This window comes from Pectobacterium quasiaquaticum (assembly GCF_014946775.2).
In the GTDB taxonomy this organism is placed as follows: domain Bacteria; phylum Pseudomonadota; class Gammaproteobacteria; order Enterobacterales; family Enterobacteriaceae; genus Pectobacterium; species Pectobacterium aquaticum.
This window is the reverse complement of record NZ_CP065177.1, coordinates 2,154,758-2,176,017: the sequence shown is the minus strand read 5'-3', so window position 1 is coordinate 2,176,017 and position 21,260 is coordinate 2,154,758. Positions and strand designations below refer to the sequence as shown.

Here is a 21,260-nt window from a genome sequence, read left to right as displayed (position 1 = left end):
GAAATTAATAGCTGACGGCAGAAAGATCGATATAAGACGAGAGATCCCGCTGTTCGGCGCGCGGCAAGTAAGGCAGTTCACCCAACTGCGGTGCCGGAATTTTTTTCCGCAGAACGTGAATGATTTCTGCGTAATTCGCCAGTCCGGGGTTAATACGGTTAGCGACCCAGCCGACCAGCGGTAAACCATCGTTGATGATCGCCTGCGCCGTCAGCAGCGCATGGCTGATACAGCCCAGTTTGATGCCAACAACCAGCACAACAGGCAACTGTTCCTGCACCACCCATTCGGAATACGGACGCAGATCGTTCATGACAGTTCGCCATCCGCCCGTGCCTTCAACCACCACGATATCAGCCGTTTCACCCATGTGGCGCAGGCCTTGCGTCATCGTGCAGTAATCAATGGTTCCTTCGCTGGCGCTGATTTCATCTTCCCGCAGTGCGATAGGATTCACCATGTTATAGGGCAATTCGAGCGTGGATGCGGCCTGTAGCAGCAGTGCATCTTTATTACGCAGGCCTGCTTCCGTCTCTTCGCACCCTTTTGCTATCGGTTTGTAGCCCGCAACCGATTTGCCTGCCAGCGCCAGTTTTTGCAGTAGCGCCTTGGATACCACTGTTTTGCCAACGGCGGTATCAGTACCAGTGACAAAAATACGTTTCAACATGGGATAACTCCAGACCACCTGAATACCAAAAAACAAGCACAGCCAAAATGCTTTCCAAGCGTGAAAGTCTAGGCTATGCCTCATTCAGGCAGTTTGCGTTAGCGCAATGTTTTGTTGCTCTACGGCTTTATGGTTATCCCTGTAGCAGTTTAACCAGCAGCGATCCATTGTAGAGCGCGTCCTTGACGAGTGCGGCACCGGGCATCGTGCCCTGATTATAGAACTGGGTCGCTTCCACCTGGATGTTGTGGCTATAGGGCGGGAATGATTGCTGTTGAATACAGCCTAAAATGGCGGGGTGTAAAATACTGGCTGCTTTATTCAGGGGGGAGCCCACCAGAATTTTATCGGGATTAAAGAGATTCACCATGATGGCGACTATACGGCCTACGTTATGGCCGACATCGTTAATGATATCTTTGGCTAACTGATCGCCATTGAGCGCAGCGTCACACAGGTTCTCAACGCTAAGCGGTGAACCGTGCAGAAGCGAACTCATGGACGTATTCATGCGCTGTTGCGCCAGTTCCAGCATATTTTCCGTGCTGGCGACCGTTTCCAGACAGCCGTGATTGCCGCAGTAGCAACGCTTGCCATAGGGATCGACCTGCGTGTGCCCGATTTCGACTAGATTCCTGCTTCTCGCATGGAGGATGCGACCGCCGGTAATCACACCCGCACCGACGTTATGGTCGATCACCACCTGAATCACATTTTGGCAATCGCGCGATGCGCCGTATAGCGCTTCAGCCATCGTCCAGGCGCAGATATCATGCTGCAAATACACCGGCAACCCCGTGCGCTGTTCCAGTGCTGGACCAATCGCCATTTCCTCAACGTCATAAAATGGCATCCGGTGAATCATGCCCTTGCTGGCATCAATCATGCCTGGTGCGGTAATCGCGATTGCCGTTAGCCGTTCCAACCGCTTTTGATGACGAATAAAAAACTGGTCGATTTCATTCAAAATACGATCGAGCAGTGGCTGTGGCGACGCGGCGGGAAGCGGGATTTCTTCTTCCACAACCAGCTTGCTGCTGAGATCGCGCAGCGCCAATAACAGGGTATTATGGCTGATACGTGCGGAAAGATAGTGCCAGGCCTCGGTATCCAGAATTAGGCCGATAGCGGGACGTCCTCTACTGCCCACATCCTGATATTCAGTTTCCTGCACCAGATGAGCTTCCAGCAGTTCGCGGACGATTTTGGTAATACTGGCGGGCGCGAGCTGAGCGCGTTTAGACAGTTCGATACGTGATATCGGGCCGTATGTATCGATCAGCCGATACACTGCACCGGCATTCATTTGTTTGATTTGATCGATGTGTCCTGGTTGACCGTCGGATATCACAAACCTGGCTCCTACTCATTATATACCCGTCATACTTCAAGCTGCATGTGCGTTGGCTACGTTACTCGGTGCACTGGCGTGCACCTCGCCCCGTTGGGGCCGCTGCAAGCAGCGTTCAAATCTGCCAAGGCAGATTTGTCAGTCATCCGAATCACTTACCTGAGTAAGCTCATCGGGATTCCTTCCCTTGCCGCCTTCCTGCACCCCGAATTATTTAGGGTATATCTGGCACTGCTGTTGAAAAATTTATCTTTATTATTGCGGTATGACTATTTTTCACGCTGCAAAATAAAAAAACTGCGGGTATGGTGGGGCTTTTCACTAAACTCGTCAAATATTTGATTCGTTATGTGATTTAGCGCGCATATTTTAACGATTATCCACCCAGCATCAGCGACATCAGCACTTTCGCAGCTGCACTTTGCGGCTGATGTCTCGCCGTCACCAGCCAGACTTCCGTTGTGGCGTCCTCTTCTTCCAGCAGCAAATACTTCACGCCATCGACCCGAATACGCAAGAACGACGCTGGCAAGATGGACACGCCCAATCCCGCCGATACCAGCCCGACGATGGTCATCGCCTCGCCCACTTCCTGCGTAATGTAGGGGCTGATGCCATAGCGTTTCAGCAGCGTCAGCGTGTCGTCATAGAGCGCCGTTCCAACCGCGCGCGAGAAGAAAACGAACGGCTCATTTGCCAACTGTGTGATATTGATTGCTCGCCCTGCGTCCTGCTGCGCTAACGGATGGGACTCTTGCACGACGGCAATCAGCGGTTCACGCAGCAGCAACTGATGATCCAGCGCGTCCGGCAACGGATTATTGCGCATAATGCCGATATCGAGCTTACCGTTCAGCAGCGGTTCAATTTGCTGCTTGGTGTTAAGCTCCATCATCTGAATATGCACTTCCGGGTATGTTTGGCGAAAACGCAGCAGGCTGCTGGAGATCTTTTTGATAAACGGTGCGGACGAGGTAAAGCCGATCGTTAATTCCCCAATTTCGCCGCGTTGAATGCGGGACGCCCGCTCTGCCGCTTGATCAACCTGACTGATAATCGACCAAGCCTCTTTCAGAAACATCTCGCCTGCTGGCGTGAGCTGGACATTCCGGTTATTGCGCGCCAACAATTTCGCCCCTACCTGCTCTTCCAGAATCTGAATCTGCTGGCTCAGTGGCGGCTGGGAAATGCGTAATCGTTCTGCGGCTCGGCCAAAATGCAGCTCTTCCGCGACCGCGATAAAATAGCGAAGATGACGTAGCTCGATATTCATACTTTAAACATATCAATCATGATTATTAATATATTATACAAAATAATATCACTCTTCTATGATCCTCTCATTGTTGTTTTACGCCTGATTTACCCTTTCCGATAAGGAATTATTGTGAGTAACCTGCCATCTTCTGCACCGAACGACTGGCCTATCCCTGCGGCTGACGATGCGGATGATATTGCCCCGAAACATTCGGTTAAAACGCCTTATATCATGCGTGGTACACCACAATTTATGCGTGTCACGCTGGCGCTGTTTTCTGCTGGGTTAGCAACGTTTGCCCTGCTGTATTGTGTTCAACCACTGTTGCCGGTGCTGTCTCAGGATTTCGGTATTTCGCCAGCGACCAGCAGTCTGTCGCTTTCCGTCTCAACGGTGATGCTGGCCTTTGGGCTGCTGTTTACCGGACCTCTCTCTGACACCATCGGTCGTAAGAATGTGATGGTTGTGTCCTTGATGCTGGCCGCGATTTGCACCGTGATTTGCGCTTTTATGACCAGTTGGAACGGCGTATTGGTCATGCGGGCCATGATGGGTCTGTCGCTAAGCGGCGTCGCGGCCGTCGCCATGAGCTACCTGAGTGAAGAAATTCACCCCAGCGTGCTGGCATTTTCTATGGGGTTATATATCAGCGGTAACTCCATTGGCGGCATGAGCGGACGTCTGGTGAGCGGCGTCTTGACGGACTATTTCCCGTGGCGAGTCGCCATCGGTACGATCGGCGTACTGGCGCTCATTGCCGCGATGACGTTTTGGCGTATTCTGCCCGACTCACGTCATTTCCGACCCGGTTCGCTGCGTCCAAAAACGCTGCTGCTGAATAGCAAACTGCACTGGCGCGATGCGGGCTTGCCGCTGCTGTTCCTTGAGGGATTTTTGCTGATGGGCGCGTTCGTTACCCTGTTCAACTACATTGGGTATCGGTTGTTGGCTCCGCCTTATTTACTCAGTCAGGCGGTGGTTGGCTTACTCTCCGTGGTTTATCTCACCGGAAGTTACAGCTCACCAAAAGCCGGAGCATTAACGGCCCGCTACGGACGCGGCCCGGTGCTAAGCATTGCGATCCTCCTGATGCTAGCGGGACTGGGAATGACGGCACTGAGCCCGCTCTTCGCGATTTTTGGCGGGATGATGCTCTTTACCGCCGGTTTCTTCGCCGCCCACTCGGTAGCCAGCAGTTGGATTGGCCAACGGGCACGGCGCGCGAAAGGTCAGGCGTCATCCATGTATCTCTTTTCTTACTATCTGGGCTCCAGTCTGGCCGGTACGCTGGGGGGATTCTTCTGGCATTCATTCGGTTGGATGGGGATCACCGCGTTCCTAATCGCCCTGTTACTTCTCGCGCTGGTAGTTAGCCTGATACTCAAGCATCGCCTTTAAACGCCTTTCTTACCGGAGTTTACCTGATTCAGGCAAACTCCGCGCTGTTTCCACACTCTCCCTCTATGCCCCGTCAAACCTGCTTGAAATAATACCGATCACGATTGCTGAAGTGTCCATTTATCAGTATAAAGATAAGTATGTTGTAACTAAATTGAGTTTTACTATGAACCGCTATACGCTAATCGATCGCATGAATTACTGCTTTCAGACATTAGAGAAGAAACTTGCGCTGATGCAGCAACAGTTTGCCGAGTATCGGCTCCTAGCCGGACGCGTCTATTCCCTTCCGCATGTGGAAAAAGGAACGGAGCACGATCCTATCGAGCATATCGCCGTCACGCAGTACGTTGGACAAGAGGCGCTTGATAAAGGGCTAGTGCATTTTCAGCGTCTGTTCATTCACCACTATCCGGAAACGCTCAGCAGTAAAAGCGCTATACGCTTGCCGGGCGCACTCTGCTTTTCCGTCAATGCCGCACAGTATCAGCAGGCACAGTGGCTCATTGCGGAAATTAACGCACTGAAAAAAGAGCTGGAGCAGATTATTACCGTCGAATCGGGGCTAGAGCCGGAACAGCGCTTTGAGTTCGTCCACACGCATTTGAAAGGATTGATCACGCTTAGCGCTTATCGTTCGTTGACGCTCATAACGAATCCGGCATCAGTTCGTTTTGGCTGGGCGAATAAGCATGTCATCAAAAATATGACGCGAGTAGAGCTGCTGGAGAAACTCACCAAGAGCCTGAATGCGGCAAAGCATACGACGCCGTATACCAAGGCGCAGTGGATTGAACATATCGAGCAAGAAATTGATGCGGTCTTGTCGGTGCCGGAAGACGCCATTTTGAAAATTAAACGCCCGGTCAAAGTCCAGCCTATCGCCCGCGTGTGGTATCCCGAACAGCAAAAACAGGTTCAGCATCCCTGCCCGTCTCCCCTGCTTGTGCTTTGTCAGCAGGAATCCGACAGCGATATTCCCATTATCGGCGAACTCAATCCTTATGACGCCAATAACATCAAGCATAAACACAAACCGAAAGCGGCCGAACTTCGCCTGCTCATTCCGCGTTTGCACCTGTATACCGATGCGCCGGAATAAAAAGAAAAAGCCTGCGGGTAAACACCGGCAGGCTACAGAATAAAATGCGGACTATCGCGCCATTACTTTTTCAGGCTACCGACCATCTCTTCCGGTCGAACCCACTCATCAAACTGTGCTTCGGTTAGGTAGTTCAGTTTGAGCGCGGCTGCCTTCAGTGTCAGCCCTTCTTTGTGCGCTTTTTTGGCAATTTCTGCCGCTTTGTCATAGCCGATGTGCGTGTTCAGCGCCGTCACCAGCATCAGCGATTCGTTCAGCAACTGATTGATGCGATCGCGATTCGGCTCGATCCCCACCGCACAGTGCTCATCGAAGCTCTTCATGCCATCAGCCAGCAGACGAATTGATTGCAGGAAGTTATGAATCACCATAGGACGATAGACGTTCAGCTCAAAGTTACCGGACGCTCCGCCGATATTCACGGCGACATCGTTGCCCATCACCTGACAGCACAGCATCGTCAGCGCTTCACACTGAGTCGGGTTGACCTTGCCTGGCATGATGGAGCTGCCCGGCTCGTTTTCAGGAATGCTCAGTTCGCCGATACCACAGCGCGGGCCGGATGCCAGCCAGCGCACATCGTTGGCAATCTTCATTAACGATGCCGCCAGCCCCTTTAAGGCACCGTGCCCGTGAACCAACGCATCACAGGTCGCCAGCGCTTCGAATTTATTCGGCGAGGTCACAAACGGCTGCCCAGTCAGTTCCGCCAGTTCCGCCGCCACGCGCACCGCATATTCGGGATGGGTGTTTAGTCCTGTTCCGACCGCGGTGCCGCCCAGCGCCAGCTCGCAAATATGTGGCACACTGTTTTCGATATGCTTCAGGTTATGCTGCAACATCGCGGCCCAGCCGGAGATTTCCTGCCCCAGCGTCAGCGGCGTGGCATCCTGTAAATGCGTACGGCCGATCTTGACGATATCCTTAAACTGCTCTGCCTTGGCCGCCAACGTGGCATTTAGCGCTTTCAATTCAGGAATCAGGTGTTCGTTGATCGCGACAACAGCGGCGACATGCATCGCCGTCGGGAAGACGTCGTTGGAACTCTGACTTTTGTTGACATCATCATTCGGATGAACCAGACGATTGTTACCCCGCTCTCCCCCCAGCAGTTCACTGGCGCGGTTAGCCAACACCTCGTTCATATTCATATTACTTTGCGTGCCAGACCCCGTCTGCCAGATTGCTAACGGGAATTCCCCGGCATGCTGGCCAGCCAACACTTCATCCGCCGCCTGAATAATCGCATTTCCCCGATCGGCAGGCAGAAGCGAGAGATCCATGTTGACGCGGGCTGCCGCGAGCTTGGTTTGCGCCAGTGCATAAATCAGCGCGCGGGGCATTTTCTCTTCAGAAATACGGAAGTGTTCCAGCGATCGCTGTGTCTGTGCGCCCCATAACCGTTCAGCAGGCACATCAATCGGTCCCATTGAGTCTTTTTCACTACGCGTCGTGCTCATTACCTTTCCTCCTTAAAATACCCATTCAACTAGTAGAAGACATCGAATCACATCGCAGGGCCTATTCTGATAACACTCACTGGCCTTATCACGCTTATTGGTCTACTAACACTGTCTGGCATCGCGCTACATAAAACATTACCATGAAGCGAAGAAGATGCAGTGTATTCATAATCACTCAAGTAATTAACAGCTAGCATCACAGAAATTAACAATTAATGTAATAGCAGGGAGCCGACATGCAAAAAATGCTCAATTGCGTCCAGCACTACGCCTGGGGCAGCAAATACGCCTTAAATGAGCTATATGGCATTGATAATCCCAGTAATTTACCGATGGCGGAGCTTTGGATGGGCGCCCATCCAAAAAGCAGTTCGGCGATTATTGATGAAAAAGGCAACACCCGCAGCCTGCGAGACGTGATTGCAGAAGACGCAACCACCCATCTTGGCGCAACGATCGCGCAACGTTTTGGCGAATTGCCCTTTTTATTTAAGGTATTGTGCGCAGAACAGCCGCTTTCCATTCAGGTTCATCCCAGTAAATCGTCGGCAGAACAAGGCTTTGCGAAAGAGAATGCCGCAGACATCCCACTCGATGCAGCCGAAAGAAATTACAAAGATGCCAATCACAAACCGGAATTGGTCTACGCATTAACGCCCTTTCAGGCCATGAATGGGTTCAGAGAATTATCTGAAATTGTGCAGTTGCTAGAGCCAGTTGCTAGCGCACATCCGTCAATCACCGCGTTTTTACAACAGCCCGACGCGAAGAATCTCGCCATGCTGTTCACCAACCTGCTAAGTATGGAAGGCGAGCAAAAATTGCGCGCCCTCGGCGTATTGAAAGCCGCACTAAATAGTCAAAATGACGAGCCCTGGGTGACTATCCGCGCGATTACACAATACTACTTCGACGACAGCGGATTGTTCTCCCCGCTGCTGCTGAACGTCATTACGCTCCAACCCGGCGAAGCTATGTTCCTCTTTGCGCAAACACCGCATGCTTATCTGAAAGGCGTGGCATTAGAAGTCATGGCGAACTCGGACAACGTGCTGCGTGCCGGGCTAACGCCGAAATACATTGATATTCCAGAACTGCTGGATAATGTCGTGTTCGAAGCCAAACCTGCAAACCAGTTGCTGACGACGCCACACCGACAGGGTAATGAACTCAGCTTTCCGATTCCTGTTGAAGATTTCGCTTTTTCGCTGCACGAACTGAGCCAGAGCCCGCAAACGCTCAGCCAGAATAGTGCCGCCATTGTATTTTGTATTGACGGCCATGCCGTCCTGCAAAAAAATGAGCAGCGGCTCTCGCTATATCCGGGAGAATCCTGCTTCATTTCCGCCAGTGAATCACCGATAACGGTTGAGGGACAGGGGCGTCTCGCTCGCGTATTTAACCGATAACTTGTTCCATACGCTGCGCTTACCTACGGGTAAGTCGCCAGCGTTTCGCGTTGAAAACGCGCATTTTTTTACTAAAGGATGAATAAAAATGAAGAAGTCGTTAGTCGCCGTAGGCGTTATTGTTGCTCTGGGTGCCATCTGGACGGGTGCATCCTGGTACACTGGCAAGCAGATGGCTCAGCAAATTGATGGTTTTACCGATACGCTGAATACCAAGCTCAAGCAAGCCTACCCGAACGCTGGCCTGAAAGTCGTCTATCGCGACTATAACGGCGGCGTATTCAGCAGCACCCTGGCCTATGTTTTACAGACAGACGGCACAGCAAAAGGTGCCCAATTCCTTGCGCCCGGTGAAGAACTTGTCTTTAACGAAACCGTGTCTCATGGGCCATTCCCGCTAGCACAGCTCAAGAAATTCAACCTCGCTCCGGCGATGGCGTCTGTCCATACCGAGTTGGTCAACACGCCAGCCGTCAAAGCCTGGTTTGAGCTGACGAAAGAGAAGCCGTTCTTTACGGCTGAAACTCGCGTCGCTTACAGCGGTGATACGCAGTCACTCGTTACGCTGGCCCCTATCGACTATCAAACGCCAGAACAGAAATTCGCTTTCAGCGGGGCTCAAGCCGTGTTGGATATCGGGCACGATCTGCGCAGCAGTAAGTTGGATACCACCATCAACAGCGTGAAGATGGAAAGGAAAAACGACTGGGGCCAAACCGAGAACGTCGATCTCACCGATTTCTCCATCAAGGGAACTAACAAAAAAGGCAAATTCGATCTTGATTTAGGCGATGGCAATCTGTCCTTTAAAACGATGACGTTTACCGTAGAAGGCGGTGAACCCGTAACGTTGAGCGGCTTCTCTCTGCAAAGCAGCGCAACGGAAGATGATAAAAATCTGGCGGGCAAACTGGCCGTAACGCTGGGATCGTTAATCATCGGTGACCGTAATCTGGGTTCTGGTAATGTGAGTATGTCCATTTCACAGCTTGACGGCGCGGGCACCAAGCAGTTCATCACCGCCTATCAGGCACAGGTGCAGAAACTGTTGCAGGATCCGACTGCTATCGATCCTGACACTTATCAGCATGACGCTGCCATGTCGGTCCTGCAATATCTACCACAGTTACTGAAAGGCAATCCGCGCGTTGAAATCTCCCCGATTAGTTGGAAAAACAGTAAAGGTGAAGGGACGTTCACGCTGGCACTGGATTTAACCGATCCATTGCAGAGTGCGGATAAAGCGAACGATGCAACCCTGTCGGATGAAGAAAAAATCATTCGTCAGTCGGTCAAAAAACTCGATGCTAAACTCAACGTACCGCTGGATATGCTGACAGAGTTGATGGTACAGAGCAGCCCAAAAACCGCCAATGCTGAAGAGCAAAAACAGTTAGAGGATATGGCGAAACAGCAAGTTAATATGATGGCAGAGATTGGTCAGGGAAACCAGTTGAGCGTAACCAAAGACAACGCCATTACCAGTTCACTGCACTATGCCGATGGTCAAATTGATTTCAACGGCAACAAAATAGCGCTGGCTGATTTCATCGCACCGTATTTCTCCATTCCAACGGAAGAAGGTGAAGAGTCTCTGCCTGGCGCACAGGAAGAACCCGTCACACCACCGGCGCAGTAATTCAGCATATCGTGTTATGTGCTAAAACATACGGTGGCCGCACTCGCCGCCACCGTTTTTAAGTTGAACGCTCGTGCTACGGGTCAGGAAAAGCAGTAACAAGTTGTTTTTGCTTAATGATTGTTCAAAATAGTGGGATTTTGGCGCTAACTGTTGGCTATTTACCTCGATTTCTTTTTATACTTTGTCGTACAAAAAACAGTAATCAGACAATAACATTATGATTGATTCACTCCTGCCGTTGACGGATATCCACCGCCATTTAGATGGTAATATCCGTGCCCAGACTATTCTTGATCTAGGTCACCAGTACAATATCGCGTTACCCGCCAGCGATCTTGACGCGCTCCGTCCTCACGTTCAGGTCACCAAAAACGAACCTGACTTACTGAGCTTTTTACAAAAGCTCGACTGGGGAGTGGCCGTACTTGGCTCACTGGATGCCTGCCGCCGCGTGGCTTACGAGAACGTTGAAGATGCCGTGAAAGCTGGGTTGGATTACGCAGAACTGCGTTTCTCACCCTACTATATGGCGATGAATCATAAACTGCCGATTGCTGGCGTTGTCGAGGCAGTGATCGATGGCATTACCGCAGGTTGCCGTGATTTCGATACCGATATCCGTCTGATTGGTATCATGAGCCGAACCTTCGGCACCGAGGCCTGTCAGCAAGAGCTGGACGCCCTGTTGTCCCAGCGCGATCGCATCGTCGCACTCGATCTGGCTGGTGATGAATTGGGTTACCCCGGTGTGCAGTTTACTTCTCATTTCCGACAAGCCCGCGATTCTGGCTGGCACATCACGGTTCACGCGGGTGAAGCGGCCGGGCCGGAAAGTATCTGGCAGGCGATTAACCATCTGGGCGCAGAGCGCATCGGGCATGGCGTAACCGCTATTATCGATCCTCATCTGATGACGCACATGGCAGAGCATGGCATCGGCATCGAATCCTGTCTGACCTCTAACATTCAAACCAGCACTGTTGAATCACTGGATAAACATCCGCTGATCCACTTCCTGCGCTATGAAATCCCCGCTACCATCAACACGGACGATCCTGCGGTTCAGGGCATAGAGATCCGTCACGAATATGAGATCGCGGCCCCACTTGCTGGCCTGACGGCGGTAGAAACTCGCAAAGCACAGGAAAACGGCCTGAACATTGCGTTTATCAGCGAACAGGAAAAGCAGCAACTGCGCGAAAAGGTTCTGCGTAAACGCGGTGGTGCACAGTAGTTTGTATCAACAACACATAGAAAACGGCTAACTCTTGTTAGCCGTTTAATGCGCATTTTTAAAGATAAATTATAGAGATCAGCTACTTGGGTTTGCTGAAGAGTGGTGCGTGGTAATCAACCACTGTTTCTGTTTTGTGTCCCAAGCGTAAGTGTAGGTATAGCGTGCTTTGGCTACGCTACCATCACCGAATGTGAACGTGTAGGTTCCGGTATCAACCGCGTCATTACAACCGATGCGGATCGTGCTGGTATCAATCTTACCAACCGGCTTTTTCGCCAGGAAATGTTCGAAGTAATCAATACGCTCTGCGTCAGTCGTACGCGGTTGATCGGACAGCGTTGGCAGCAGCACCGCGTCTGATGCATAGTTTTTCGCAACTTTCTTCGCATCACCCGTTTGCAGCGATGCATTCCAACGGTCAAATAACGACGCAATTTCTTTTTGACTGGTTTTGACACATTCCATACTCTGTGCAGCCTGCACAGACGCGGAAGCCAACGTCCCTAACATCGCTAAAGTTAACACCGTTTTTTTAAACATATTTCCCTCGTTCTCAAATAATCATCATCAACTGTGTCTTGCTCTATCAACAATTCCTCTCGATGAGCAACTATTGTTATAACGCAATGCAACAAAAAAGTAACACCAAAATGAAACTATCACTGTAATATATTATTTATTGTATTTCCGTCTAGTTACACGTGTTTGTTATAAATGACAACGCCCTCGGGCTGTGTAAGGCCGAGGGCGTTTTGTATGATGCCAGAAAACGATAATTTCTTACTGACGAAGCGTATCCTGTTCCTTGTTTATCCGCTTGGCATAACGCTGAGCCAGCGCGGCGCAGACCATCAGTTGGATTTGGTGGAAAATCATCAGCGGCAGCACCATCGCACCGACAGCAGCGGCAGGAAATAGCACGTTTGCCATCGGGATCCCATTCGCCAGGCTCTTCTTCGAACCGCAGAATACGATGGTGATTTCATCGGCGGTATTAAAGCCCAGCTTACGGGCAACCAGCGTATTCACCACCAGCACAATCGCTAGCAGCACGATTGAGCAGCCGACGACGGCCAGCAATGACCAGACGTTGATCTGTCCCCAAATCCCCTGCACAACCGCCTCGCTGAAAGCGACATACACCACCAAAAGAATTGATGACCGGTCAGTAATATTAATCAGCTTACGGTGACGTTCAACCCACTTGGCAATCAGCGGGCGAGACAGGTGACCAATCACGAAAGGCACCATTAACTGCATGATAATAGAGCCAATAGCGTGCAATGTATCCGTTTCTCCCCCTTGCGTCTGCATCAGCAAACCGACCAGAATCGGCGAGAGAAACACGCCCAAAATACTGGATGCCGAGGCGCTACAAATCGCCGCCGCCACGTTACCACCGGCCATTGAGGTATAAGCAATCGCCGACTGCACTGTCGCGGGTAGAGCACACAGATAGAGGAAACCCAGATACAAGGTCGGCGTCAGCACCACGGGCGACAACAGACTCATACCGATTCCCAGCAACGGGAACAGAATAAACGTGCTGGCAAACACCACCAGATGCAAACGCCAGTGCCCCATACCCGCACTAATCGCTTCACGCGATAGCTTCGCACCGTGCATAAAGAACAGCAGAGCAATCGCCGCCGTGGTCAGGTGCTCAAAGAAAACCTTCACGGAGCCTTCAGCAGGAAGAACCGACGCCGTCACCACCACCAAAATCAGAACCAATAAGAATTTATCAATACGTAACCGTTGTAACCACCCCATGCCCGACACCTTTCCCCTGGCCTGTTATCAGCCGAATGAACACACTAACAAGACGGGCGATCCTAAGATCGCCTGTTTAAACAAACCATTAACTATCTGGAATAAAACGCGGTAAATCTAGCTATTTTTCACCGTGACGGCTTTTTTCTGCTCGTGGGAAAGCAGCCCGAGCTCGATCAGTTCCATCACCTGAATCGCCTGATGCACGCTGACGGGGTTTTCGCCTTTACCCGTCAGCGCATCACGCACTGCCGCGTAGTAAGCCGGATAATTACCCGGAATCGTGGCGATCGTTTGCTCCACCGTAATGCCATCGCGAGACAGCGTCAGCACGCCATCGTGTTTATCCTGCCCCCAGTCGGCCAGCGGTGGACGTTCGCCCGCTTTCAGGCGATCTTCCTGTGGGTCAAGACCGTATTTTACAAAGCTGCCGCGTGTGCCATGCACGATATAGCGGGCAGACGCCGCCGCCACCAGCATGCTGGCGTGCAGCACAACCCGGCGTTGTGGGTAAATCAGCGTCGCGTGGAAATAATCAATTGCCTTACTGCCAGGCCTCAACCGTGCCATATCTACCTGAATCGCCACCGGCAAGCCAAACAGCTCCAGCGCCTGATCCAGCAAGTGCGGCCCAAGATCGTACCAAATCCCGCTGCCTTCGCTGCCGTCTTCACGCCAACGCTGGCGAACCTCGGGACGGAAGCGATCGAAATGCGATTCCATATACACCACATTTCCTAACGTTCCCGCCGCCAGCAGCTGTTTCAGCGTCAGAAAATCGCTGTCCCAACGGCGGTTATGGAAAACAGAAAGCATTTTTCCGACACGGTCGGCTATAGCGCCCAAGTCGTATGCTTGTGACAACGTCACCGTAAACGGTTTATCGACAACGACATGCTTGCCCGCTTCCAGCGCCTGTTTCGCCAGCGGAAAGTGCGTGTCATTGGGGGTAGGAATAACAATGAGGTCAATATCGGGATCGTTAAATAACGCCTGAGGATCTTTCTCTACTCGCAGATTTGTCCAATCCGCATGCACTTTTTCAGCACTGCTGCTGGACACAGCCACCAGCTCCATACCCGTCGTACCTGCAATCAACGGCGCGTGGAATGTCTTACTGGCATAGCCATAACCCAGCAGCCCAACACGAACGGTCTCACTCATGACGATTCCCCTTAGCTTATTTTGACTTTGTGATTTCTCACTCAGTATATACCCGTCATCCGCCAGATTGCAGAGAGGGATAACAGCCAGGGGAATCTGTCACACTTCGGAACGTTAGCCACTCACGGCGCTGGGCATCCGCTCTCCCCACGCCACAGGCAGCGTTTTAGCTGCCGGATAGTTGATTTCACTGCTGCGGCGACGGAAATCGCTGGGGCTGACCCCGACCCGCTTACGGAACACGCGAGAGAAATACAGCTGATCGTCATATCCCACCACGCGACCGATGTTGGCGATAGATTCCTGCGTCGTCTGCAATAACAGTTTGGCGCGAATCACGCGCTGATCTTCACGCCAGCGCAAAATATTAATGCCCACCTGTTCACGGAACAGATGCGCCAACCGCGACGGCGACAGACAAACGTGCCGCGCAACCTCGTCAATACGCAGCTCTCCAGCCAGATTGCTGGTAATAAACTGGCAGGCTTCTATCACGCGCGGATCCATGATCTTCTGCGGGCTCTGTGGATCTTCTTCCATCGCGCGGAGCAATAGACGCTCCAGCAGATTCATACCCAATTCTTCTGAAAAACGACGCCCAGAACGCTGTGTCTGCTCGATATTGGCAAACAGCCTGTCAAATTCCAGTAGCAGTTGGTTATTCGGCAGGCTCATGCGACCAATGCCGCTGCTTTTGGTGTGCCATTCCAGCCAATCCGCCCAGTAGGCGCGAGGGCGAAAATAGACCCAGCGGTGATACCAGCAGTCGCTGCTCGGCGAACGTCCATAAAAATGCTTCGATTTCGGCGGGAACAACAGCAGGTCACCGGGATTACAGAAAAAGGTCTCATCGCCATCAAAGACCTGACCCTGACCTTTCATGGTGAGGTTAATGATGTAGCCTTTCATGCCATCTGGACGATCGATAAAGAAGTCGAGCGGCCCTTCTGCCAGAATCGGTGTCATACCTGCCACAAGATAAGCGTTGAACGAATATCCCGGCAGCAGCGGATTAGGCTGAGATTCATGCGCCATACGGTGATACATCGAGCCTCCGGTACACGCTAATAAGAGAAAGCGGCAGGCTCTTACCTGCCGCACGGGCATTTATACCGTTTTCTTAGCCAGCTGTTTGTAGCGGTCGAAGATAACCGCCGCCAGCAGAATCAGACCGCGCACCACATACTGGGCAAACGGCGAGATGTTCAGCAGGTTCATCGCGTTTTCTACCGTACCTAAAATCAGCACACCAGCGATGACATAAGAAATTTTACCGATCCCACCTTTCAACGACACACCGCCCAGCACGCAGGCAGAAATCACGATCAGTTCATACCCGATGGAGGTCATCGGCTGGCCGCTGGTCATACGCGATGCCAAAATGATCCCTGCCGCCGCCGATACCAGACCGGACAAGGCGAAAATGATGATTTTGGTACGTACAACCGGCACCCCGGCCAGACGCGCTGCTTCTTCATTACCGCCAATCGCCAGCGTATTGCGGCCAAAGGTGGTTTTATTCAGCAGCAGGCCAAACAGAATCATGCATCCGATGGTGATCCAGATTGGCGCTGGCAAACCCAGCCAGTTGGCATAGCCCAGTTCGAAGAAACGCTCATCTTCAATCCCTACCGCTTTACCATCGGAAATGATGTATGCCAGACCGCGCGCAATCTGCATCGTAGCCAACGTCGTGATCAGCGCGTTAATTTTTAAACGGGCAATCACGAACCCGTTGAGCAAACCGAACGCCACGCCCAGTAGCAGCCCAGCACCGACGCCGATCCACAGGCTTTCACTGATATTAATCACCACCGCCGTCGCCACACCAGCACAGGCAATGATTGACGCAACCGACAGGTCAAAATCACCGGAAGCCAGACAGAACAACATCCCACAGGCCACCATGCCGGACATGGAGATCGCCAGCCCCAGCCCTTTCATATTGATAAACGAGGCGAAGTTGGGGACGAAAATTGCACAGCCAAAAAACAGCACGGCAAACACCACCAGCATGCCGTAGTTATCCCAAATACGGGATAATCCCGCGCCGTTTTTCTTCTTTTCTGAAGTTGCAGACGTAACCGTTGACATTATTTTACTCCTTCGCGGTCAGGCAACCGCAGATTCGATATCGGGGGTTCGTAACATGGCCAAACTGAGCACCTTCTGCTCCGTGGCATCGGTATGCAGCAGCTCACCAGAGATGGCTCCTTCGCGCATGACGATAATCCGGTCGGCCAGCCCAAGCACTTCGGGTAAATCGCTGGAGGCAAACAGCACCGCGATCCCCTGATTCGCGAGTTCATAGATAACATGATAGATTTCGTGCTTCGCGCCGACGTCAATGCCGCGCGTGGGTTCATCGAGCAAAATGACCTTCATCTCTTCGGACAGCCAGCGGCCAAGAATGGCTTTCTGCTGGTTTCCCCCAGAAAGATTCATAATCAGCTGTTCATCGGACGGTGTTTTGATGTTCAACGCCGCAATGCGCTTCGAGGCGTTATCCACTTCCCACTGATTATTAATAATAAAACCGGCTTTCAGGCTCTTACGCCTTGCGCTGATATTGATATTGTCACGCACCGAGTGCACCGGAATGATGCCGTCGGCTTTGCGATCTTCTGGGCAGAGCATCACCCCCTGACGAATCGCATCAATGGGGGAATTCACCACCAGCGGTTTGCCATCCAGCAGCACCTGACCGCTGGTGATTTTGGTCGCGCCAAACAGCCCTTTCATCAGTTCGCTGCGGCCAGCCCCCACCAGACCAAATAGCCCGACAATTTCCCCCTGCTTCACGTTCAGGGAAACCGTGGATTTCACGCCCGGCGCTTTTACATCTTTCAGCGTCAGACGCTCTTCGCCGTGCGGACGCAGCGCATAGCCATAGATATCCCCCAGGTTACGCCCTACCATCGCCTGTACCAGCGACTCATGGTTCACCTGCTGCATATCGTCAAACGTACGCACGTAGCGGCCATCTTTAAACACGGTAATGGCATCGCTCAGCGCAAAAATTTCTTCCATCCGGTGCGAAACGTACAAAATAATCCGGCCTTCACTGCGCAATTCCTTAATCACGCGGAAAAGTTGCTCGATTTCACGGGCAGATAGCGAACTGGTCGGCTCATCAAAAGCAATAACCTTGGCGTTACGGGCCAGCGCCTTGGCGATTTCCACCATCTGCCACTGCCCGATAGAGAGGTATTTCAGCGGGGTATCAGGATCGATATCCAGTCCCAGATGCTGCAACTGAAGTTTGGCTTCATAACGCAGCAGCGAATAGTTCACCATGCCATATTTATGTGGCAGTTGACCTAAATAGATGTTCTCGGCGACCGTCATTTCCGGCACCAGATGCAGTTCCTGATAAATGATAGCAACGCCCGCATTCAAGGCATCCATCGTGTTGTTAAACTGCACGGGCTTGTCCTGAATATGGATCTCGCCCGCTGACGGTGAATAGTTACCGCTCAGGATCTTTAACAGCGTCGACTTGCCCGCCCCGTTTTCCCCCATCAATGCATGGATCTGGCCGGCATGGCAGGAAAAACTGATATCCGAAAGCGCCTTAACACCGGGAAATTCTTTACCAATCCCATGAAACGACAAATAGGGTGACTGTGCTGTCATGTCTGTTTCCTCATAACGATGCAGATAGAGCGCGGATAACTTCGATCAGGATAACGTCGACCAGCGTCATGCTGATCGGCGTTATCCGCGTCTTTACGAAATCAGGCGTGATTACATCAGGCCTTTTTTCTCCAGTTCGACCTTAAAGTTGTCACGCGTGATCAGCACCACGTCGGTCACTTCGGTGAATTTCTCCGGCTCCACGCCTTTGGTTACCCAGTCGTTCAGCATCTGGATACTCTTGTAACCGTGAATATCCGGGCTCGGCAGCAGTGAACCAAAGAAGCCCGTTGCCTTATCTTTAGACAGCTCACTCACCGCATCCACGCCGTTGATACCGATACCAATGACGTTTGCGGCTTTAAAGCCCTGACCTTCCGTTGCACGCACGCCACCCAGCACAGTGTTGTCGTTCATGCCGATAATCAGCCAGTTTTTCACGCCCGGATGCTGAACCAGCATGGAGTTAGCGGCGTCAAACGCACCGGGGATATCGTTAGATTTGGTCGGTACTTTGTAGATCTGTTTTTCCGGGAATCCTGCGGTTTTCAGCGCATCCATGGAACCAGACGTGCGGCGACGTGCGGTATCCAGCTCATCAGCGGTAATCGCCATCACGGCGGTTTCCTCTACTTTCCAGCCGCGTTTGGTCATCTCTTTATACAGTTCCTGCCCCTGACGCTCGCCAATTTTGGTGGCTGCCATCATCACCAATGGCACAGTATCCATCGGTTGGCCTTTGGCGTTCACGAATTGGTCATCAACCGCGATCACTTTCAGATCGTAGCTGCGTGCTTTTGCGATAATGGCAGGCCCCAACTTCGGATCCGGCGTACAGATAACGAAGCCTTTCGCGCCACTGGCTGCCAGACTGTCGATTGCGTTCAAGGTCTTTTCACCATCGGGAACCGCAATTTTTATCACATCAAAACCAAGGTCTTTCCCTGCTTTATCCGCGAACTTCCATTCCGTCTGGAACCACGGTTCTTCCGGCTGTTTAACCAGAAAGCCCAGCTTTACGTTCTCTGCCATAGCTGATTGTGACATAACGGCAGCTAACCCGATTGCTGCCAGTGCCTTAGTGAATTTATGCATGATGTTCTCCGGTGTAATTATCTTTTCATTCGTCAGCAACGCTGAGACGAGTTCGAGTTCCTGGTAGGGTATTTCCGGTCTGGATAAAGGAAAAACACAGACTTAGCACCATTCCTTTACTCAGTAGCATTCAGACGCTTTATGTTTTAGTCGTTATTCCTGGTAAGAATGTAGAGCTTTATCACAGTCCGGAACAATGACAGGTTTGTGCATACATTTAGCGAATTTAACCAATCATTAACCTTTGACCGGCTTCACAAAATGGCTGCTGGCGACAGAAAAATACATACTTCCAGCTAACCGCTCCTCACCGCCTCTCGTTATCCCTGCCATCGTAAACACCAACGATCTGGGATTAATGAGGAGCAAAGCATGAGTGCGGGCGCTATTACGATTGGTCTCGACTTCGGCAGTGATTCGGTGCGCGCCTTAGCCGTTGACTGCCAAAGCGGGCAAGAGTTGGAAACAGAAGTGGTCTACTACCCCCGCTGGCGCGAGGGTAAATATTGTCAGCCTGCCAACAACCAGTTCCGACATCATCCACTGGACTATATTGAATCGCTGGAACAGGCGGTTAAGGTCGTCGTTTCACGCCTGACGAACGAACAGCGGCAGAACATCATCGGTATTGGAGTGGACTCCACCGGGTCAACTCCCGCACCGATTGATGGGCAAGGTCAGATCCTCGCCCTACGCCCCGAATTTGCCGACAACCCCAATGCCATGTTCGTGCTGTGGAAAGACCACACCGCAATAGAAGAAGCGGAAGCCATCAACGCACTGTGCCGGAGCGGCAAATTCCCAGATTACACCTGCTACATCGGCGGCGTTTATTCATCCGAGTGGTTCTGGGCCAAAATCCTGCATGTTTCCCGCGCCGACGCAGCGGTGCGTCAGGCCGCCGTGTCCTGGATCGAACTGTGCGATTGGGTGCCCGCCCTGCTTTCCGGTACGCAAGCACCTGCCGATATCCGCCGTGGTCGATGCAGCGCCGGGCATAAATCACTCTGGCACCCCAGTTGGGGCGGGCTGCCGCCGAAAGACTTCTTGCACGCGCTCGATCCCTGCCTGACGGAGACATTACAGTACCCACTGTTTACCGATACCTGGACCGCCGAACAGCCGGTCGGCACTATCACCGCCGAGTGGGCGCAGCGGCTCGGCATCCCCGAAACGGTCATCCTCTCGGGCGGCGCGTTTGACTGCCACGTCGGCACCGTCGGCGCAGGCGCACAGCCGTATACGCTGGTCAAAGTGATTGGCACGTCCACCTGCGACATTCTGATCGCCGACGACGCGCGCATTGCCGATCGCACCATCGCGGGTATCTGCGGGCAGGTCGACGGCAGCGTGGTTCCCGGCTATATCGGCCTCGAAGCTGGGCAGTCCGCCTTCGGCGACATGTACGCCTGGTTTGGGCGACTGCTGAGCTGGTCGTTACAGGAAGCAGCGAAAGATCATCCTGAACTCAAAACGTCATTACAGGCGATGGAAGGCAAACTGCTGGAGCGACTCACGCACCGCTGGGCGGAGAACCCGACGCTGGATCACCTGCCTGTCGTGCTGGACTGGTTCAACGGCCGCAGAACGCCATTCGCCAATCAGCGCCTGAAAGGCGTGATTACCGGTCTTAATCTGGGCACCGATGCTCCCACGCTGTTCGGCGGTTTTATTGCGGCGACGGCCTTTGGCGCGCGCGCGATTATGGAATGTTTTGAAGATCAGGGTGTTCCCGTCGAGAACGTGCTGGCGCTGGGCGGTATCGCACGGAAATCCCCTGTCATCATGCAGGTGTGTACCGACGTGATGAATCGTCCCTTGCAGATCGTCGCTTCCGATCAGTGCTGTGCGCTCGGCGCGGCGATCTTTGCCGCCGTCGCTGCTGGCGTTCACGGCGATATCCCAACGGCACAGCAGCATATGGCCAGCGGCATCGAGCGCACCTTAATGCCAGACAGCAAGCGCGTCGCCCGTTATCAGCAGCTTTATGAGCGCTATCAGCAGTGGTGCCGCCTCGCGGAACCCGCCTATAGCCCAACGTCTACGGCAAAAAACTAATTTT

At 52.4% G+C, this 21,260-nt stretch carries 17 protein-coding genes; 6 read left to right on the top strand and 11 right to left on the bottom strand.

Annotation, left to right across the window (positions count from 1 at the left end):
- Positions 1-4 precede the first annotated feature (4 nt).
- From bioD to IG609_RS10085, 3 genes are all read right to left on the bottom strand, one after another.
- Positions 5-670 (bottom strand): dethiobiotin synthase, encoded by a 666-nt coding sequence (bioD, locus tag IG609_RS10095; protein ID WP_010296067.1) that lies wholly within the window; start codon positions 668-670, stop codon positions 5-7.
- A 133-nt stretch (positions 671-803) separates the two neighbouring features.
- A complete protein-coding gene (gene mlc / locus IG609_RS10090) occupies positions 804-2,021 on the bottom strand; it encodes a sugar metabolism global transcriptional regulator Mlc (RefSeq protein ID WP_193398583.1) in 1,218 nt (405 codons plus the stop codon).
- A 376-nt stretch (positions 2,022-2,397) separates the two neighbouring features.
- Entirely contained in the window at positions 2,398-3,294 is an 897-nt protein-coding gene (locus IG609_RS10085) for a LysR family transcriptional regulator (RefSeq protein ID WP_010275135.1), read from the bottom strand.
- Between the two features lie 114 nt (positions 3,295-3,408).
- On the opposite strand from IG609_RS10085, the gene IG609_RS10080 reads away from it, so the two are divergent.
- Positions 3,409-4,677 carry an MFS transporter gene (locus IG609_RS10080; protein ID WP_193398584.1) on the top strand — a complete coding sequence of 423 codons (1,269 nt, stop codon included), beginning with the start codon at positions 3,409-3,411 and terminating at the stop codon, positions 4,675-4,677.
- Positions 4,678-4,843: 166 nt separating this feature from the next.
- Positions 4,844-5,779: a DNA replication terminus site-binding protein gene (gene tus, locus IG609_RS10075; protein WP_193398585.1), complete on the top strand. Its 936-nt coding sequence runs from the start codon at positions 4,844-4,846 to the stop codon at positions 5,777-5,779.
- Between the two features lie 62 nt (positions 5,780-5,841).
- On the opposite strand, the gene fumC is transcribed toward tus, so the two are convergent.
- The gene (gene fumC / locus IG609_RS10070) at positions 5,842-7,239 is read right to left on the bottom strand and encodes a class II fumarate hydratase (RefSeq protein WP_193398586.1); all 1,398 of its coding nucleotides are present in this window, start codon (positions 7,237-7,239) and stop codon (positions 5,842-5,844) included.
- A gap of 239 nt (positions 7,240-7,478) precedes the next feature.
- On the opposite strand from fumC, the gene manA reads away from it, so the two are divergent.
- From manA to add, 3 genes are all read left to right on the top strand, one after another.
- Entirely contained in the window at positions 7,479-8,651 is a 1,173-nt protein-coding gene (gene manA, locus IG609_RS10065; RefSeq protein ID WP_193398587.1) for a mannose-6-phosphate isomerase, read from the top strand.
- Positions 8,652-8,739: 88 nt separating this feature from the next.
- Positions 8,740-10,290: a YdgA family protein gene (locus IG609_RS10060; protein ID WP_193398588.1), complete on the top strand. Its 1,551-nt coding sequence runs from the start codon at positions 8,740-8,742 to the stop codon at positions 10,288-10,290.
- Between the two features lie 220 nt (positions 10,291-10,510).
- Positions 10,511-11,527: an adenosine deaminase gene (add, locus tag IG609_RS10055; RefSeq protein WP_193398589.1), complete on the top strand. Its 1,017-nt coding sequence runs from the start codon at positions 10,511-10,513 to the stop codon at positions 11,525-11,527.
- A gap of 78 nt (positions 11,528-11,605) precedes the next feature.
- Here the strand turns inward: add and IG609_RS10050 are convergent, their stop codons facing one another.
- The 7 genes from IG609_RS10050 to IG609_RS10020 form a co-directional block, all read right to left on the bottom strand.
- On the bottom strand, positions 11,606-12,070 hold the full coding sequence (locus IG609_RS10050; protein ID WP_193398590.1) for an SgcJ/EcaC family oxidoreductase: 465 nt from the start codon (positions 12,068-12,070) through the stop codon (positions 11,606-11,608).
- A 240-nt stretch (positions 12,071-12,310) separates the two neighbouring features.
- Positions 12,311-13,303 (bottom strand): bile acid:sodium symporter family protein, encoded by a 993-nt coding sequence (locus IG609_RS10045; RefSeq protein WP_193398591.1) that lies wholly within the window; start codon positions 13,301-13,303, stop codon positions 12,311-12,313.
- Between the two features lie 117 nt (positions 13,304-13,420).
- Positions 13,421-14,467 carry an oxidoreductase gene (locus tag IG609_RS10040; RefSeq protein ID WP_193398592.1) on the bottom strand — a complete coding sequence of 349 codons (1,047 nt, stop codon included), beginning with the start codon at positions 14,465-14,467 and terminating at the stop codon, positions 13,421-13,423.
- A 114-nt stretch (positions 14,468-14,581) separates the two neighbouring features.
- The gene (gene araC, locus IG609_RS10035) at positions 14,582-15,514 is read right to left on the bottom strand and encodes an arabinose operon transcriptional regulator AraC (protein WP_039473079.1); all 933 of its coding nucleotides are present in this window, start codon (positions 15,512-15,514) and stop codon (positions 14,582-14,584) included.
- Between the two features lie 60 nt (positions 15,515-15,574).
- On the bottom strand, positions 15,575-16,561 hold the full coding sequence (araH, locus tag IG609_RS10030; protein WP_102117646.1) for an L-arabinose ABC transporter permease AraH: 987 nt from the start codon (positions 16,559-16,561) through the stop codon (positions 15,575-15,577).
- An 18-nt stretch (positions 16,562-16,579) separates the two neighbouring features.
- Positions 16,580-18,103, bottom strand: coding sequence for an L-arabinose ABC transporter ATP-binding protein AraG (araG, locus tag IG609_RS10025; RefSeq protein ID WP_193398593.1), 1,524 nt, complete (start codon positions 18,101-18,103; stop codon positions 16,580-16,582).
- Positions 18,104-18,214: 111 nt separating this feature from the next.
- Positions 18,215-19,198 carry an arabinose ABC transporter substrate-binding protein gene (locus IG609_RS10020; protein WP_116162252.1) on the bottom strand — a complete coding sequence of 328 codons (984 nt, stop codon included), beginning with the start codon at positions 19,196-19,198 and terminating at the stop codon, positions 18,215-18,217.
- A gap of 372 nt (positions 19,199-19,570) precedes the next feature.
- On the opposite strand from IG609_RS10020, the gene IG609_RS10015 reads away from it, so the two are divergent.
- Positions 19,571-21,256 (top strand): ribulokinase, encoded by a 1,686-nt coding sequence (locus tag IG609_RS10015; RefSeq protein WP_193398594.1) that lies wholly within the window; start codon positions 19,571-19,573, stop codon positions 21,254-21,256.
- Positions 21,257-21,260: the final 4 nt, after the last annotated feature.